At 67.4% G+C, this 16644-nt stretch carries 15 protein-coding genes; all 15 read right to left on the bottom strand.

Annotation, left to right across the window (positions count from 1 at the left end; translation table 11 throughout):
* Positions 1-7: 7 nt before the first annotated feature.
* Positions 8-493 carry a transcriptional regulator NrdR gene (gene nrdR / locus CGU34_RS01650; RefSeq protein WP_051513196.1) on the bottom strand — a complete coding sequence of 162 codons (486 nt, stop codon included), beginning with the start codon at positions 491-493 and terminating at the stop codon, positions 8-10.
* Between the two features lie 59 nt (positions 494-552).
* On the bottom strand, positions 553-1878 hold the full coding sequence (gene hisD / locus CGU34_RS01645; RefSeq protein ID WP_036297140.1) for a histidinol dehydrogenase: 1326 nt from the start codon (positions 1876-1878) through the stop codon (positions 553-555).
* 21 nt (positions 1879-1899) lie between these two features.
* Complete coding sequence (locus CGU34_RS01640; RefSeq protein ID WP_232711485.1) at positions 1900-2940, bottom strand: hypothetical protein; 1041 nt, start codon at positions 2938-2940, stop codon at positions 1900-1902.
* A 61-nt stretch (positions 2941-3001) separates the two neighbouring features.
* The gene (dnaE, locus tag CGU34_RS01635) at positions 3002-6469 is read right to left on the bottom strand and encodes a DNA polymerase III subunit alpha (RefSeq protein WP_232711501.1); all 3468 of its coding nucleotides are present in this window, start codon (positions 6467-6469) and stop codon (positions 3002-3004) included.
* 107 nt (positions 6470-6576) lie between these two features.
* Positions 6577-7146, bottom strand: coding sequence for a GNAT family N-acetyltransferase (locus tag CGU34_RS01630; RefSeq protein WP_100813072.1), 570 nt, complete (start codon positions 7144-7146; stop codon positions 6577-6579).
* 45 nt (positions 7147-7191) lie between these two features.
* On the bottom strand, positions 7192-8112 hold the full coding sequence (locus CGU34_RS01625) for an RluA family pseudouridine synthase (protein ID WP_036294594.1): 921 nt from the start codon (positions 8110-8112) through the stop codon (positions 7192-7194).
* 2 nt (positions 8113-8114) lie between these two features.
* Positions 8115-8867: a signal peptidase II gene (lspA, locus tag CGU34_RS01620; RefSeq protein ID WP_100813071.1), complete on the bottom strand. Its 753-nt coding sequence runs from the start codon at positions 8865-8867 to the stop codon at positions 8115-8117.
* Positions 8868-8870: 3 nt separating this feature from the next.
* On the bottom strand, positions 8871-9473 hold the full coding sequence (locus CGU34_RS01615) for a DivIVA domain-containing protein (RefSeq protein WP_036294597.1): 603 nt from the start codon (positions 9471-9473) through the stop codon (positions 8871-8873).
* A 142-nt stretch (positions 9474-9615) separates the two neighbouring features.
* Entirely contained in the window at positions 9616-9921 is a 306-nt protein-coding gene (locus CGU34_RS01610) for a YggT family protein (protein WP_036294599.1), read from the bottom strand.
* A gap of 9 nt (positions 9922-9930) precedes the next feature.
* The gene (locus CGU34_RS01605) at positions 9931-10380 is read right to left on the bottom strand and encodes a cell division protein SepF (RefSeq protein WP_036294602.1); all 450 of its coding nucleotides are present in this window, start codon (positions 10378-10380) and stop codon (positions 9931-9933) included.
* A 33-nt stretch (positions 10381-10413) separates the two neighbouring features.
* Positions 10414-11109 (bottom strand): YggS family pyridoxal phosphate-dependent enzyme, encoded by a 696-nt coding sequence (locus CGU34_RS01600; RefSeq protein ID WP_036294605.1) that lies wholly within the window; start codon positions 11107-11109, stop codon positions 10414-10416.
* A 42-nt stretch (positions 11110-11151) separates the two neighbouring features.
* Positions 11152-12306 carry a cell division protein FtsZ gene (ftsZ, locus tag CGU34_RS01595; RefSeq protein ID WP_036294609.1) on the bottom strand — a complete coding sequence of 385 codons (1155 nt, stop codon included), beginning with the start codon at positions 12304-12306 and terminating at the stop codon, positions 11152-11154.
* 183 nt (positions 12307-12489) lie between these two features.
* Complete coding sequence (locus CGU34_RS01590) at positions 12490-13521, bottom strand: FtsQ-type POTRA domain-containing protein (RefSeq protein ID WP_100813070.1); 1032 nt, start codon at positions 13519-13521, stop codon at positions 12490-12492.
* A gap of 3 nt (positions 13522-13524) precedes the next feature.
* Positions 13525-14937, bottom strand: coding sequence for a UDP-N-acetylmuramate--L-alanine ligase (gene murC, locus CGU34_RS01585; protein WP_100813069.1), 1413 nt, complete (start codon positions 14935-14937; stop codon positions 13525-13527).
* A 193-nt stretch (positions 14938-15130) separates the two neighbouring features.
* Positions 15131-16600, bottom strand: a complete 1470-nt coding sequence (locus tag CGU34_RS01580; protein WP_036294992.1) for an IS1182 family transposase — start codon at positions 16598-16600, stop codon at positions 15131-15133.
* Positions 16601-16644: the final 44 nt, after the last annotated feature.

Below are 16644 nucleotides of genomic sequence, written 5' to 3'. Positions count from 1 at the left end.
CTCTGACTCACGCACGAGGCACGTCGCCGTCGAACCCCGGAGCCGCGACGCGATCCGCGCGCAGATCGTCGATTGCCGTCTCGAAATCGTCGAGCGACTCGAAGGCCTGATAAACACTCGCGAACCGCAGATAGGCGACCATGTCGAGGGCTCGGAGCGGACCCAGAATCGCCAGCCCGATCTCGTTCGTGTCCACCTGGGACGCGCCCGTCTGCCGCACCGCTTCTTCGACCTTCTGCGCGAGCATGGCGAGATCCGCCTCGGTCACGGGGCGACCCTGGCACGCCTTACGCACACCCGACATGACCTTCTCGCGACTGAACGGCTCGATGACCCCGGACCGCTTGATGACATTGAGGCTCGCGGTCTCGATCGTCGAAAATCGACCACCGCATTCGGGGCATTGCCGGCGACGACGAATCGAGAGCCCGTCATCGCTCGTGCGCGAATCGATCACGCGAGAGTCGGGATGCCGACAGAAGGGGCAGTGCATGTGTCGTGGTCCTCGCTAAAGGCGGAGTCGTTGAATGGCAGCGTCGTTGAATGGCAGCTTCAGATCGTGGATGCTTCGGAGTCTGCTGCGACCGGCGCGAAGCGCGCGGTCACGGCCTCACCGTGCGCGGGCAGGGCCTCGGCTTCGGCCAGCGCGACGATCGCGTCGGCCACGCCGGCCAGCGCATCACGGTCGTACGCGATGATCTGCTGCGCCCGCAAGAACGTCTGCGCTCCGAGCCCGGCCGCGTAGCGCGCCTGACCTCCGGTGGGCAGAACGTGATTGCTTCCCGCGAGATAGTCCCCAAGGCTCACGGGCGAGTTCGGTCCGAGGAAGATCGCACCCGCATTGGTCAACTCGGGCAACAGCCCCTCGGGGTCGCGCGTCTGGACCTCGAGGTGCTCCGGAGCGTAGGCGTTGCTGAACGCCACCGCAGCAACCAGATCGTCCACCAGCACGATCGCGGACTGTGTGCCCGCGAGTGCCGTACGCACCCGCTCCGCGTGCCGCGTGCGCGATGCGACATCCTGCACCGCCGCGCGGACGGCCTCGGCCAGGTCGGCCGAATCCGTCACGAGCACTGCTCCGGCCTGTTCGTCGTGCTCGGCCTGACTGACCAGATCAGCCGCAACCAGTGCCGCGTCGGCCGAATCGTCGGCGATCACGAGGATCTCGGTCGCACCCGCCTCGGAGTCGGTACCGACGACGCCCGCGACGTGACGCTTCGCCGCGGCGACGTAGTTGTTGCCGGGGCCCGTGACCACGTCGACCGGTTCGAGAGCGATGTCCGCAACGCCGTAGGCGAGCGCAGCGATCGCGCCCGCACCACCGATCGCGTAGACCTCATCCACGCCGAGCAGACCCGCCGCCGCAAGGATTGTCGGGTGCACCTTGCCGTCACTGCGTTGGGCGGGCGAAGCGAGCGCCACGGCGCTGACTCCGGCGACCTGGGCGGGGACGACGTTCATGACGACGCTGGACGGATAAACCGCCTTGCCGCCCGGCACATAGACGCCGACGCGGCGGACCGGCTGCCAGCGCTGGGTCACGCGTGCCCCGGGAGCGAGTTCGGTGACGACCGGAGGCGGGACCTGCGCCGCCGACGCGCGCCGAACGTTCTCGATGGCGCGTTCGAGCGCATCTCGCACATCGGCATCGAGTCCGTCGACCGCCGCGTCGATATCGGCGCGCGGAACCCGGAGCGTGTGTCCGGTGACACCATCGAACTTCTCGGCCTGCTCGCGCAGGGCGGCTTCGCCGCGGTCACGGACGTCGGCGACGAGTTCGCCAGCGACGCGCAAAGCGTTGTCGCGTGCTTCGGTCGCGCGCGGAACGAGGGCCGCGGCATCGCTCGCGGCAGTGCCGCGGAGGTCGATCGTGCGCATCCTCCCAGGCTACCCGGCGGATCAGCCCCGGGTGACGCCCGAGACGTCGTAGAGCACGCCGACGCGCCCGTCCTCGTGCTGCACGACGAAGCTCGATCCGCGATCCGCGATCACGAGTGCCCACGCCGTCGGCCCGATCCGGAACAACGCGGCCCCGGTGCGCTCGTCGACCACGTCGCGCTCGACCGGCGACAGCGCCCAGAAGGGGCGCGAAGCCGCTGCGGGTGCCGCATCCGTCACCGGCTGCGCGCCGGTGTCCGTCGCTCCGCGCGCGTACGCCGGGGTCGGGCTCCAGCCGCCGGTGTCGACAACGCCCGTGTCACCCGTGGACGGCTCGGCGTCGTCCACCGCATACGAGCCGATCGGGTAGGCGCCGGTGGCCTGCGCGGCCCCATCCCCCGAAACGGGAGCGTAGGACTCCGGCGTCGGCTCGGGGCGGGGGCGGGCCACGACGGCACGCACGGCGCGGGCGTTGCGATGCGCGGGTGCTTCGGGGCGTCCCCGGAAGTCCTCGTCGAACGGCGCGATGAACGGCGCGAAGACGGTGAGCAGAACGAGGGCCAGGAAGACGATCAGCTCGACCCATACGACCCACGTCGTGTACCACGGGCCGTCATCGACCACCGTGGCGATCGTGTTCCAGATGTACGAGAGCCAGATGACGCTCGAGACCGAGAAGGCGACGGATGCGAACTGGTCGACGCCGAGCGACCCCACGCGTCGAATCCCGTCGGGCGAGAAGCGGCGCAGCGTGATGAGGAACACAGCCACCGTCGGCGCGCCGATAGTAAGCACCCAATCGATACCGCTCATCCAGACGGAGCTGAACGGTGCACGAACAACGGAGAAGAACGAGACGATGAATGCCACAGCCCAGAGCCCGAGGATCGCAACCTCGCGGATCGTGAACGGGCCGACGCCGTATTGAGGTGCCTCTTCGGGCTCGCTCTCGGTCGCCGCGTCGAAGTCGGCGTCATCCGTCGGCGTCGGGTCCGGCTCCGTCGCCGAGACCGGCGAAGCTCCGAGATCCCTCTCGTCGTCTGTCAGGTTCTCGTCGGCCATAACCATCCCCTCTCGTGCGACGCCGTCGGCGCCCCGGCTACCTTACCTCGCGCACATACGCTCAGCCCAGGCATCCGGGTCCGAGCAGAGACTTCAATTCTCCGTAGAGATCCGCGGTCACCTTGACCGGAAGCGGCACGTCGAAAACCTTCGCGACGTCACCCTTGGTCAGCTTCATGCGCACCTCGGTCTGGCCGCGGTGTCGCTCGAGCACCACGGCGAGATCGGTGATGACCGCGTGTGTCGCGCGATGCTCGGGCACGATGAGCTCGAGCGCTCCCCCGGCGTCCACGGCGCCCAGATCGGGCACCATCGCCGAGACGGCGTGCAGGTTCAGCCCGTCATCGCGACGAGACACCCTGCCGCGCACGACCAGGATCGCATCGGCCTGCAGCAGCGGCTGGTACTCGATGTACGTCTTGCCCATGAACATCACATTCACTTCGCCGTTGAAGTCCTCGACGGTCACCATGCCATAAGGATTTCCGCTCGATTTGGCGACGCGGTGCTGCACACTCGTCAGGAGTCCTGCGACGGTGACCTGGTCGCCGTCGCCGAGATCCTCGGCGGAGAGCAGATCGTGGATCGTCGTGGAGGCGTGTTTGGCGAGCGGCATCTCGAGCCCAGCAAGCGGGTGATCCGACACGTACAGCCCGAGCATTTCGCGCTCGAAAGCCAGCTTGTCCTTCTTCGTCCACTCGGGCCGATGCGGCACGGTCTTCGAGCCGTGCTGGGGCTCATCGAACAGGCTGTCGAAGTCGAAGCCGTACTGGCCGTTGGCCTCGTTGCGCTTGACGTCGACCGTCTGCTCGATCGCGTTCTCATGGATCTCGAGCAGGGCGCGCCGTGTTGCACCGGTCGAGTCGAACGCTCCCGCCTTGATGAGCGATTCGATCGTCCGCTTGTTCGCGACCTGGAGGGGAACGCGCTGCAGGAAGTCGTGGAACGAGGTGAACGGCTCCTCGCCACGGCAGGCGACGATCGCATCGACGACGTTCGCACCGACGTTGCGGATGGCGCCGAGACCGAACCGGATGTCGTCGCCGACGGCCGCGAAGTAACGGATCGACTGACTCACGTCGGGCGGCAGGACCTTCATCCCCATGCGGCGGCACTCGTTGAGATACACCGCGAGTTTGTCTTTTGAATCCCCGACGCTGGTCAGCAGGGCCGCCATGTACTCCGCGGGGTAGTGCGCCTTGAGGTATGCCGTCCAGTACGAGATGAGTCCGTATGCCGCGGTGTGCGCCTTATTGAAGGCGTAGTCGGCAAACGACTCGAGGACCTTCCACAGGGCGTTCTGGGCGGCCGGCGAGTATCCGTTCGCCGTCATGCCCTCGAAGAAGTCTGCCTGCTGCTTGTCGAGCTCGGACTTCTTCTTCTTACCCATGGCGCGACGGAGGATATCTGCCTGGCCGAGCGAGAAGCCAGCGAGCTTCTGCGCGGCCGACATCACCTGCTCTTGATAGACGATCAGACCGTAGGTCGTACCGAGGATCTCGCTCAGGGGTTCTTCGAGCTCGGGATGGATCGGCGTGATCGGCTGCAGGCCGTTCTTGCGGAGCGCGTAGTTCGTGTGGGAGTCGACGCCCATCGGGCCCGGGCGGTACAGGGCGAGGACGGCTGAGATGTCTTCGAAGTTGTCGGGCTTCATCAGACGCAGGAGCGACCGCATGGGCCCTCCATCGAGCTGAAACACGCCCAGCGTGTCGCCCCGCGCGAGAAGCTCGTACGACGCGGCGTCGTCGAGGGTGAGGTCTTCCAGCACGAGCCGCTCGCCGCGGTTAGCCTCGATGTTGTCGAGCGCATCGTCGATGATCGTGAGGTTGCGCAGCCCCAGGAAGTCCATCTTGATCAGGCCGAGCGACTCGCACGCGGGGTAGTCGAACTGCGTGACGATCTGGCCGTCCTGCTCCCGCTTCATGATCGGGATGATGTCGCGGAGCGGTTCGCTCGACATGATGACGCCGGCCGCGTGCACGCCCCACTGGCGTTTGAGGTTCTCGAGCCCCACGGCGGTATCGAAGACTGTCTTCGCTTCGGGATCGGTCTCGATCAGCGTGCGGAATTCGGATGCCTCTTTGAACCGCGGATGCGCCTTGTCGAACATGCCCTCGAGGGGCATGTCCTTGCCCATGACCGCTGGGGGCATGGCCTTCGTCAGCCGCTCCCCCATACCGAAGGGGAAACCGAGAACGCGTGACGCATCCTTCAGCGCCTGCTTGGCCTTGATCGTGCCGTACGTCACGATCTGCGCGACCCGCTCGTCGCCGTACTTCTCGGTCACGTACTGGATGACCTCGCCGCGGCGACGGTCGTCGAAGTCGACGTCGAAGTCGGGCATCGAGACGCGCTCGGGGTTCAGGAACCGCTCGAAGATCAGTCCGTGCTGGAGCGGGTCGAGGTCGGTGATGCGCATCGCGTACGCCGCCATCGAGCCGGCACCCGAACCACGACCGGGACCGACGCGGATGCCGTTGTTCTTGGCCCAGTTGATGAAGTCGGCGACGACGAGGAAGTAGCCGGGGAATCCCATCTGCACGATGACGTCGGTCTCGTACTCGGCCTGTCGGCGCACCTCGTCGGGGATCCCCGACGGGTAGCGGGCCTGGAGCCCGCGCTCGACCTCTTTGACGAACCAGGACTGCTCGGTCTCACCGTCGGGCACCGGGTAGCGCGGCATGTAGTTCGCGCTGGTGTTGAACTCGACCTCGCAACGCTCAGCGACGAGCAGCGTGTTGTCGCAGGCCTCGGGGTGGTCGCGGAAGATCTGCCGCATCTCGGCCGGCGTCTTGACGTAGTACCCGTCGCCGTCGAACTTGAAGCGCTTGGGATCGTCCAGCGTCGATCCGGACTGCACGCACAGCAGGGCGGCGTGGGACGTGGCATCGTGCTGGTGCGTGTAGTGCAGATCGTTGGTTGCGAGCAGCGGGATGTCGAGGTCTTTCGAGATCCGGAGCAGGTCGCTCATCACGCGCCGCTCGATGCTGAGCCCGTGGTCCATGATCTCGGCGAAGTAGTTCTCTCTGCCGAACAGATCCTGGAACTCGGCGGCAGCCGCGCGGGCGGCGTCGTACTGGCCGAGCCGCAGCCGGGTCTGCACCTCGCCGGAAGGGCAACCGGTGGTGGCGATGAGTCCCTTGCTGTACTTCTGCAGGATGTCGCGGTCCATGCGCGGCTTGAAGTAGTAACCCTCGATACTGGCGAGGGACGACAGCCGGAACAGGTTGTGCATGCCCTCGGTGCTCTGCGAGAGCAAGGTCATGTGCGTGTAGGCACCCGAGCCCGAGACATCGTCGTCGCTCTGGTCGGGACCGCCCCATTTCACGCGCGATCGGTCGCTGCGGTGAGTGCCGGGCGTGACGTAGGCCTCGACGCCGATGATCGGCTTGATGCCGACATCCTTCGCGGCCTTGTAGAACTCGTATGCGCCGAAGGTGTTGCCGTGGTCGGTTATCGCGATCGCGGGCATGCCCTGACGTGCCGCCTCTTGCACGAGCGGGCCGACGCGGGCGGCCCCGTCGAGCATCGAGTATTCGCTGTGCACATGGAGATGAACGAAGGAGTCGGCTGCCACTCGTCCACACTAAGGGGCGCCTCCGACATCGTCGGCGGGTCGCACCGAAACCGACCCGGCTACGCCAGATCGAGACGCATCAGGACCCTCGGAAACCCGTTCACCACCGAGTCGGTGTCGGATACCTTGGAGAATCCTGCGCGTTCGAACAGCGCCCGTGTGCCCACGTAGGCCATCGTCAGGTCGACCTTCTCGCCGTCATTCTCGACCGGGTACGCCTCGACGGCGGGTGCTCCCTGCGAGCGGGCGTAGTCCACGGCTCCGCCGACGAGATCGTGCGCGATACCCTGACCCCGGTGGCCGGGGCGCACCCGCACGCACCAAAGCGACCAGACATCCTGATCGTCGATACGGGGGATCTTGCGGTTCCGCGCGAACGAGGTGTCCGCCCGCGGATGGATCGCCGCCCACCCGACGACCTCTTCCCCGTCGTACGCCAGAACACCGGGCGGCCCCTCGCGCACGAGCTCGGCAACGCGCTCGCCGCGCGCCGTGCCCCGAAGCGCGAGGTTCTCTTTCGACGGGATGCGGTAGCTCAGACACCAGCAGACATTCGCATCGGGGCGCTTGGGGCCCACCATGATCTGCACATCTTCGAACACCGTCGCGGGCCGCACGTCGATCGCCATGACCGCATTCTGCCCCGGGCCTGCGACATTCGGCAGGACCCCGGCTCATCCGGCCTGCAGAACCTCGAGCGCGTGGGCGAGATCGGCCGGATAATCCGAGGCGAAGGTGACCCAGTCGCCGGTCGCCGGGTGATGGAACGAAAGCTGTCGAGCGTGCAGCCACTGGCGGGTCAACCCCAAACGGGCCGACATCGTCGGGTCCGCACCGTAAAGCGGATCGCCGACACACGGATGCCTCTGCGCGGCCATGTGAACGCGGATCTGGTGCGTGCGCCCGGTCTCGAGATGAATCTCGAGCAGTGAAGCACCACGGAATGCCTCGAGCGTCTCGTAGTGCGTGACCGAATCCTTGCCATCCGGCGTGACGGCGAATTTCCACGAGTGCGTGGCGTGCCGACCGATCGGCGCGTCGATCGTGCCGGACAAGGGATCAGGATGCCCCTGCACGACGGCGTGATAGATCTTCTCGACCTCACGCTCCTTGAAAGCGCGCTTCAGCGCCGTGTAAGCCGCTTCGGACTTCGCGACGACCATGAGCCCACTCGTGCCGACATCGAGCCGATGCACGATGCCCTGCCGCTCCGCGGCGCCGGTCGTGGCGATGGTATATCCGCTCGCGGCCAATGCCCCGAGGACCGTCGGCCCTTCCCATCCGACGCTCGGATGGGCCGCGACACCCGCCGGCTTGTCAATCACGACGATGTCATCGTCGTCGTAGACGATGCCGAAGTCGGGCACCGCCATCGGGACCACACGAGGTTCCTCGCGTTCTTCCCAGTTGACCTCGAGCCAGGCTCCGCCCGACAGGCGGTCCGATTTTCCGACGACGCGACCATCCACACTGACGCCACCGGATTCGGCAACCTCTGCCGCGAAGGTGCGCGAGAACCCGAGCATCTTGGCCAGGGCCGCGTCGACCCGGGTGCCCTCCAGACCGTCGGGCACGGGAAGACTCCGCGCCGGCACCGCTAGGCCCTCGAGGGGTCGTCGGTGCCGTCCGCGACAGCGCCGTCGGGTCGTCGTGGGGCCCCGACATCCGGGTCCGCGATCGGGAATAGGGAATCGCGGTCGGTGCCCACGCCCTCGATCGAAACGGGACCGCCGGCCGTGGACTCATCGCCCGCGGCCCCGTCAGCAACGCTTTCGTCCGGGGATGTCTCGGCGCGGTCTTCCCGACGTTCACGGGTGCCGTCCATGTGCAGTCCGAGCAGGACGAGCAGGGCGATCCCGATCATGTCGCAGACGATGAAGATGTCGGCGACGTTGTAGGTCGCAGGCATCATCCACGGCGTGGAGATGAAGTCGACGACATGGCCGACCGGGAAGCCCGGGTCACGCAGCAGACGATCGGTGAGATTGCCGAGAACGCCGCCGAGCAGCAGCCCGAGGGCCACGGCCCAGAGCCGGGAGCGCACCCGCGTGATCATCAACCAGACGATCGCGATCGCGACCGCGGCCAGCGCGATCGTGAAGACCCACGTGACACTCTCGCCCAGCGAGAACGCGGCGCCCGGGTTGAAGACCAGGACGAAGACGAGGAACTCGCCCAGAATCTGGACCGGATCACCCGGCGTCAGATTCTGCAAGGCGAAGAACTTGCTCAACTGATCGGCGGCCAAGGCCACCACCGCGAGAGTCGCGATGATGGCGATGGCCGCCGGTCGATTGAGAGGCTTGCGCGGCCCCGCGGATTGCTCGGGTGCGGGACTCGGTTCGGTCAAGGTCTAGAGACCGATGGCCGACACGGGCGTCGAGCCCGACGTCGAGCCGGACGTCTCGAGGTCGCGCAGCTGACCCTCGATGTAGCTACGCAGCTGGGCGCGATAGTCACGCTCGAACTGACGGAGCTCGGTGATGCGACCCTCGAGTACCGTGCGCTCCTTCTCGAGGCGGGCGGCCTCTTCGCGCTGCTTGGCCTCGGCTTCGGCAACGATGCGCGATGCGGTTGCCTCAGCCTCTCCGACCAGCTTGTCGCGCTGGGCGATGCCCTCGGCGACGTGCTCGTCGTGCAGACGCTGCGCGAGCTCGATGATTCCCGCGCTGGTGCTTGCGCCGGCGTCATCGCTCGAGGGAGCGGGCTTCGGCGCGGCCGCGACGGGAGCCTCGACCTCGGGCGCGGGCTCAGCAGCGGGTGCTGCGGCGGCCGGCTTCTCGCCGGCCTCGTAGGCCTCGAGCTTGGCCTTCAGCTCTTCGTTCTCGGCGATCGTCTTGCGCCACTCGACGACGATCTCGTCGAGGAAGTCGTCGACCTCTTCGGGGTCGAAACCCTCTTTGAACCGGACGTGCTGGAACTGCTTGGTAACAACGTCATCGGGGGTCAGAGCCATGGGGGATCCGTCCTGTTCATCTCTGCTGGTCACGGCGTGGCTGCGCTGGGGCGCGAAGCCATCAGCATAGCTGAGCCATCTCGGTGTCGCGAGAGCGGGCCGGGTGCGTCACGGCACGGTCAGCCCAGCCGAAAGCGCCGGTTTATGCCGCGCCGGCGATGGATCGTGTGACGCTCAGCAGGATGAAACACAGGAAGATCGTGAGCGCGAAAGCGAGATCGATCGCAACCGGTCCGATACGGAGCGGCGGGATGAATCGGCGAAAAAGCCGGATCGGAGGATCCGTCACGGTGTAGACGATTTCAGCGAAGATGAGCCCGGCACCCCGAGGACGCCATTCGCGATTGAAGACCGGGATGTACTCGAGAATGAGTCGCCCCAGCAGCACGAACACGTACAGCAGGATCAGACCGTTGAGGATCGACGCAATGAGCCTCAGCAGTTCCACGTATACAGACTACGACGCGGAGAAGGGCGCGGCGTCCGGGTCGGCGTGCGGGATGCCGCCGTCACCCGAAACCTCGACGTGCTCGGGCGAGAGCAGGAAGACCTTGCTCGTGACCCGCTCGATGCGTCCGTACAGTCCCAGCGACAGTCCGCTCGCGAAGTCGATGAGGCGGCGCGCGTCGGCGTCGCTCATCTGCGAGAGGTTGATGATCACGGGGATGCCCTCGCGGAAGTTCTCGGCGATCACCTGGGCGTCGCGGTACTGCTTGGGGTGCACCGTGAGGATCTCGGTCAGTCCGCCCGCTGCGGGCTGGTGGACGGCCTTCGGACGAAGGGGCGTCACCGTGCCCTTGGGCTCGACGGCGTGCACGCGCGAGTGCTGCTGCTGCGGCTCGTCGACGACTTCTTCTTCGTCGGCAAGACCGAGGTAGACCATGGTCTTCTTGAGCGGGTTCGACATCGCATCCTCCGTGTTGGCTCGTCTGTTTCGAGGTTAACCGCGGGCGGGTCGGTTGCCCGTGATTGCGGACCCGATCCGCAGGTGTGTCGCGCCGACGGCGATCGCTTCTTCGAAATCCCCCGTCATCCCGGCGCTGATCCAGGATGCGTCGGGCACCACGGCGCGGACCCGTGCGGCGTGCTCGGCCAAGCGTGCGAAGGCCGCGGCGGGATTCTCGTCGAGCGGCGCCACAGCCATGACGCCGCGCAGCCGGAGTCCGGCGCATCCGGCGACGTGTTCGGCGAGGGCCACGACGTCCGACTCATTCGTTCCGCCGCGTCCCGCGTCGGCCGTCAGATTGATCTGCACGAGCACGTCGAGCGGCGGCGTCCCGGCGTCCGCGGCGCCACTGAGAGCGTCGGCGAGCTTGGTCCGATCCACCGAGTGAACGACGGATGCGGCGGCCCGCACGGCACGCGCCTTGTTCGTCTGGATCTGCCCGACAAAGTGCCAGCGCATGTCCGCGAGGTCCGCGAGCTCAGCACGTTTTGCGGAGATCTCTTGCTGGCGGTTCTCACCGACGTCTCGGACGCCGAGGGCGTGCAGATCGCGCACCAGCTGCGCCGGATGGAACTTCGTCACGACGATCCGCGTGATCTCAGCCGGGTCGCGTCCGGCCGTCCGGGCCGCGGCTGCGACGCGTTCGTCCAACAACGCCAGTCGGTCCGCGAGAGGGGCCACTTCGGTCATGCGGCACCTCTCGCGGGCCGCGGCATCCGTTGCGGGATACCGCTACTTCAGGAAGTCCGGGATGTCGAGATCGTCGTCACCGAACGCGGAGTCGAAACCCGCAGCCTCGGGAACGATCGGGCCGGACGCGGAGCCGACCGAAACCGACTCGCGCACGGGGGCCTTGACCTCGGCTGCCTCGTCGGCCGTGGCGACCGGCAGGGCGGGCGCCTGTCGCTGAGCGACGACGGGCTCGCTGCGCTGCAGGGGTTCTCCGCCGTCGAATCCGGCCGCAATCACCGTGACGCGCACTTCGTCGCCGAGCGTGTCGTCGATGACCGTACCGAAGATGATGTTGGCCTCGGGGTGCGCCGCCTCTTTGACGAGCTGCGCGGCATCGTTGATCTCGAAGATTCCCAGGTTCGAGCCACCTTGGATCGAGAGCAGCACACCGTGCGCACCCTCGATCGAGGCCTCGAGCAGCGGAGATTCGACCGCGAGCTCGGCAGCCTTGATTGCGCGATCCGCGCCGCGGGCGGAGCCGATACCCATGAGGGCTGATCCCGCTCCCTGCATGACCGACTTGACGTCGGCGAAGTCGAGGTTGATGAGACCGGGAGTCGTGATGAGGTCGGTGATGCCCTGGACACCGGCGAGAAGCACCTGGTCTGCCGTCGCGAACGCCTCGATCATCGAGATTCCGCGATCGCTGATCTCGAGCAGGCGGTCGTTCGGCACCACGATGAGGGTGTCGACCTCTTCCTTGAGCTTGGCCACGCCCGTGTCGGCCTGCGTCTGACGACGGCGTCCCTCGAACGAGAACGGCTTCGTGACGACACCGATCGTGAGGGCGCCGATCGACTTCGCGATCTTGGCGACGACGGGTGCGCCACCGGTGCCGGTGCCACCACCCTCGCCCGCTGTGACGAACACCATGTCGGCGCCGCGCAGGGCCTCTTCGATCTCTTCGGCGTGGTCCTCTGCCGCACGGCGTCCCACCTCGGGGTCGGCGCCGGCGCCGAGGCCGCGGGTGATCTCGCGACCGACATCGAGCTTGACATCGGCGTCGCTCATGAGGAGCGCCTGCGCGTCGGTGTTGATCGCGATGAACTCGACACCGCGCAGCCCGAGCTCGATCATGCGGTTGACGGCGTTGACGCCGCCGCCGCCGACGCCGACGACCTTGATAACGGCGAGGTAGTTCTGGTTCTGGCTCATGCCGGCCTCCGTGTCGCGAACCTGGGTGAAACCTTCAACCTCAAGTAGAACTGTAAAGAAATGCCCGGTATGCATTTCCTCTGTTCACACGGTAGGCCGGGGCTCCGCAGGCGCCCGCAGGCGCGCGGCGTGTCGCGGCACACGGACGAAAACCTCAGGTGCAGAAGCTCGCAGCAGCGAGAGTCAGCGGACGACGACGGATGCGGGCGACGAGACGTCGTACACCGACATACCAGGCCGAGCAGCCATCGCCCGGTCGAGATTCACGGCCTTGAGCGCCGTCTCTTCGACAGCTCCCCAGACGACCTGGGCGCCGCTCGCGAGCGTGAGAGTGACATCGTCGCGCGTGGTCGCCGCGATGCGCGCCACCTGGGTCGCGATCGCTTCCGGGAGGGCGCGCATAACGAGTCCCGCCGACTCGAACGCCCCGGATGTCGTCCCGCCGGCGATTTCGAGGATGGGGCGACCGTCCGGTGGGTTCGGGCTGGTCTCCAGCGCCACGCCGGCAGCATCGACGAGCGTCCACCCGGCATCCGTCTGGATGACCCCGATGGGTGTGCGTTCGACGATCCGCACCACCAGGTCATGCGGCGGGCGTGCCTCGAGCGTGTACGACTCGACCAGGGGGAAGGCCACCAGCGCGGCCTTGACGGCGCTCGCATCCACGAGCGGCAGGGGCGTCCCGATCTGGCCGGTCAGGGCCTCCTCGACCGTCGTCGCGGGCAACGAGGCCGTGCCGACGACCTCGATCCGCTCGACCGCGAACAGCGGGCTATAGGCCGCGCCGACGCTGCCGACGATCAGCATCAGCACGGCGGCGCTACTCACGAGCCACACGAGACGACGACGCCGGCTGCGGACAGTGAAGCGGCGCACCTCGCGACGCAACGCGCGGCGACGTGCACGTGCGGCACGCCAGACGTCACGGATTCCCGTGCGTCGGGGAGCGGCATCCGGGGCCGTCTGGTCTTCACCCCGTTCAGGGGTCGCCGCCTCGTCTACCGCCGGCTCGCCTCTCGGCGACGGTTGCGCGTCGGATGGAGCAGGGCCGACGGATGCGTCTTCACCCAGACTCTCGTCGCTACGAGGAACGGTCGCTCCGTCGTCCCTCGAACGCTCGTCGCCCCACGAACGCGGCTCATCCCACGAACGCGATGTGCGCTTCGAGCCTGCCCCGGATGTCTCGGGCGCGGGAAGCGGCGGGGGCCGACGCATCCGTCAGTCCGTGACGCCGGCCGGCGCCGTGTGCGAAAGAGCTTCGAGCAGCTGCGGAATGATCAGGTACACGTTGCCGCAGCCGAGGGTGATGACGTAGTCGCCCTCTCGCGCCACCGTTGCCGTGTAGTCGGCCGCCTCTTGCCAGTCCGCAACGTACGCGACGTGATCGGGGGCCGCGAAGGCGTCGCGGACGAGGGCGCCGGTGACACCCGGGATGGGATCCTCGCGGGCACCATAGACGTCGAGCACGACGGTGTGGTCTGCGTACTCCTCGAGCACTTCGGCGAACTCGCGATACATCTGCTGCGTGCGGGAGTACGTGTGCGGCTGGTGCACGGCGATGATGCGGCCCTCGCCGATAACGGTCCGCGCCGCAGCCAGGGCTGCCGCCACCTCGGTGGGGTGGTGCGCGTAGTCGTCGAAGACGCTCACCCCGCGCGTGACGCCGTGCAATTCGAAGCGCCGGATCGTGCCCGCGAACCCCTCGACCGCGCGCAGGGCGGGCTCGAGCTCGTACCCGAGCGAGAGCAGCACAGCGACGACACCCGCGGCATTGATCGCGTTGTGTGCACCGGGGATCTCGAGCCGGGCCCGCTCCGTCGCGCCGCGGTAGGTCAGCGCAAACGACACCGGGCCGTCGGTGGTGATGTCGGTGACACGCACGTCCGCACCATCCGATTCCCCGAAGGTGATGACGTTCGGATGCGTGAGGCGGGCGGTGACCCGCAGCGCCCCGGGGTCGTCGGCCGAGATGACGACGCTCTCGCGGGCCGCGTCGGCGAAGCGCGCGAAGGCGTCATCGAACGCGTCGTTCGTTCCGTAGTGGTCGAGGTGATCGGGGTCGACATTCGTGATGAGGGCGATCGACGTGTCGTACAGCAGGAACGTGCCGTCGGACTCGTCCGCCTCGACCACGAACAATTCGTCGACGCCCGTGCCGCTCGAGGTGCCGAGCTGCGCGATCACTCCCCCGTTGACGAAACTCGGATCGGCGCCCAGCTCGTGCAGAGCGGTGATGATCATTCCGGTCGAGGTTGTCTTGCCGTGCGCGCCGGCGACCGAAACGAGACGGCGACCACCGATGAGCCAGTGCAACGCCTGCGAACGATGGATGACCGGCATCCCCCGCTCCTTCGCGAGGACGTACTCGGGGTTCTCGGGCCAGATCGCGCCGGTGTGGATGACGGTGTCGGCGTCGCCGAGATTGGCAGCGTCGTGCCCGACATGCACGCGCGCCCCGAGCAACGCGAGCTGACGCAGCGCGTCGCTGTCGGCGCGGTCGGACCCCGAGACCCGGATGCCGCGGGCCAGGAACATCCGGGCGAGCCCAGACATCCCGGATCCACCGATGCCGATGAAGTGCGCGGCGCCGATGTTGTCGGGAATCGGCAGGCTGAGGTCGGGTCGAATCATGGCCCGATAAGTCTAGGTGCGCGGGTCAGAATCGGGTGGCGTGGCGCGCGGCGTTGACTCTGGCATCGCGCGCTGACGGTCGCGAACGGGAACGGGCGGGCCGTTGCGGTGTGAGAGCGTGCGGGATCGCACGGCGAGGGGCTCGTGGCGACTGTCGGTGCGTGCTGTGACGCCCAGGGACCCCTGGGGAGGCCTATGCGGGCGCCAGCCCGGCGGCTGTAGCGACGCGGAGCTTGCGGAGGTTGTGGCAGATCGTGTGGAGTAGCCATTCGCCTTGGGCGCCGGCGAGTCCGCGTAGCCGGAGCTGTCCGGCGTTTTGCCGGGTCTTCATCTGCCCGAACGCGGGTTCAACGATGGCTTTGCGGCGCGCGTAGTCGGTGCGGCCCTGCTCGGTGCGCAGCGCGTGCGCCATCCGCTCCCGCCGGCTCGCGTCCTCTGGGGCCGGGTCCGGGGCGCCGGCGGTAGGGAAGCTCTCGCCGTGACGTTGCCGTCCCGTCGCGATCAACACCTGTGCGTCCAGATCGTCGGCGGCTTCGAGGTTGGCTTCCGAGCAGTAGCCCGCGTCAGCGAGGACGACCTCTGGGGAACGCTCGATTCCTGCCGCGTCGAGGTTCCGTAGGGTCTGCTCGGCCATCGGGACGAACTGCTGGATATCGGTGGCCTGCTGGGTGACCTCGGCGCTCAACACGATCTGGTGGCCCTCATCGACAACGGCCTGCGCGTTGAACGCGTAATCGAAGCCGCGGACCGTCTTCATCATCCGCGCCTCAGGATCGGTGAAATTGCGTTGCGCTTTCGGCTTCGGCGCCGCCGTGTCCACCGCAGTCGCGACGGCCGCGTCGGCCTGCTCAGGGGGCTGACCGGCGGCGTCGGCCTTCTTCCGCGCCACGGCTGCCGCCTTCTCGGCGGCGTCGGCCTCGATCGCGTCCTTCGCGGCACGTAGTTTTGCCAGGCGCCCCTCACGGCGGGCCAGCTCCGGGGCGACCTCGTCCCCGCGCCGGTCCTGGCCGAACTGCTGATCCTCGGCCTCATCGACCGCCTCCGCCTCGGCGAGCAGCGCAGCGACCTCGGCTTGGAGCTGATCGATCTTCGGCACGATCCGGTCATAGCTCATCGCCTTATGCCGCGACGCGTTCGCAGCCAGCTTCGTGCCATCCAGCGCGACCCGCCCCAACCGCACCAGCCCCGCCTCCGCGCAGACCCGCAGCACCTGCAGGAACAACCCCGGCAGGGCATCCAGGTGACGCCGACGAAACCGGGCCAGCGACCGGTAGTCGGGCGCCTGGTTGCCCGACAGCCACCGGAAGGCGATATCGCGCTTGCAGCGCCGCTCCAACTCACGAGACGAGGTCACGCCCGTCGCGTACGCGAACAGCAGCAGCTTCAACATCATCCGCGGGTCATACGGAGGCGCACCCGAGGCGGACGCGTACGACGCGTAGACCGGCGTCAGATCCAAGAGCTCTTCGACGACCTCGGAGATGAACCGGGCCTCATCATCCTCGTCCAGCCAGTCATCCAGACTCGGCGGGAGCAGGAAACACTGCCCCTGGTCATACCCACGGAACGTCTTGCCCGCACCCGCCGGTGCAGCCGATCCCGGCGCCCGCGCCTCACCCGGCTCGACCTCGAACAGACCCTCCAGGCTGGCAGTCACCGTCATGAATCGATTCTCCCAGCACCCCGCGCTATCCACCGGATTCACCC

This window comes from Microbacterium lacus (genome assembly GCF_002812805.1).
Taxonomy (GTDB): Bacteria; Actinomycetota; Actinomycetes; order Actinomycetales; family Microbacteriaceae; genus Microbacterium; species Microbacterium lacus_A.
The sequence above is the reverse complement of the archived record's forward strand: the minus strand, read 5'-3'. Positions and strand labels throughout refer to the sequence as shown.

Excerpts from the sequence above, each read along its gene's own strand:
- nrdR (WP_051513196.1), bottom strand. The coding sequence starts at position 493 with ATGCACTGCCCCTTCTGTCGGCATCCCGACTCTCGCGTGATCGATTCG.
- hisD (WP_036297140.1), bottom strand. The coding sequence starts at position 1,878 with ATGCGCACGATCGACCTCCGCGGCACTGCCGCGAGCGATGCCGCGGCC.
- CGU34_RS01640 (WP_232711485.1), bottom strand. The coding sequence starts at position 2,940 with ATGGCCGACGAGAACCTGACAGACGACGAGAGGGATCTCGGAGCTTCG.
- dnaE (WP_232711501.1), bottom strand. The coding sequence starts at position 6,469 with ATGCTCGACGGGGCCGCCCGCGTCGGCCCGCTCGTGCAAGAGGCGGCA.
- CGU34_RS01630 (WP_100813072.1), bottom strand. The coding sequence starts at position 7,146 with ATGGCGATCGACGTGCGGCCCGCGACGGTGTTCGAAGATGTGCAGATC.
- CGU34_RS01615 (WP_036294597.1), bottom strand. The coding sequence starts at position 9,473 with ATGGCTCTGACCCCCGATGACGTTGTTACCAAGCAGTTCCAGCACGTC.
- CGU34_RS01605 (WP_036294602.1), bottom strand. The coding sequence starts at position 10,380 with ATGTCGAACCCGCTCAAGAAGACCATGGTCTACCTCGGTCTTGCCGAC.
- CGU34_RS01600 (WP_036294605.1), bottom strand. The coding sequence starts at position 11,109 with ATGACCGAAGTGGCCCCTCTCGCGGACCGACTGGCGTTGTTGGACGAA.
- ftsZ (WP_036294609.1), bottom strand. The coding sequence starts at position 12,306 with ATGAGCCAGAACCAGAACTACCTCGCCGTTATCAAGGTCGTCGGCGTC.
- CGU34_RS01590 (WP_100813070.1), bottom strand. The coding sequence starts at position 13,521 with ATGCGTCGGCCCCCGCCGCTTCCCGCGCCCGAGACATCCGGGGCAGGC.
- murC (WP_100813069.1), bottom strand. The coding sequence starts at position 14,937 with ATGATTCGACCCGACCTCAGCCTGCCGATTCCCGACAACATCGGCGCC.
- CGU34_RS01580 (WP_036294992.1), bottom strand. The coding sequence starts at position 16,600 with ATGACGGTGACTGCCAGCCTGGAGGGTCTGTTCGAGGTCGAGCCGGGT.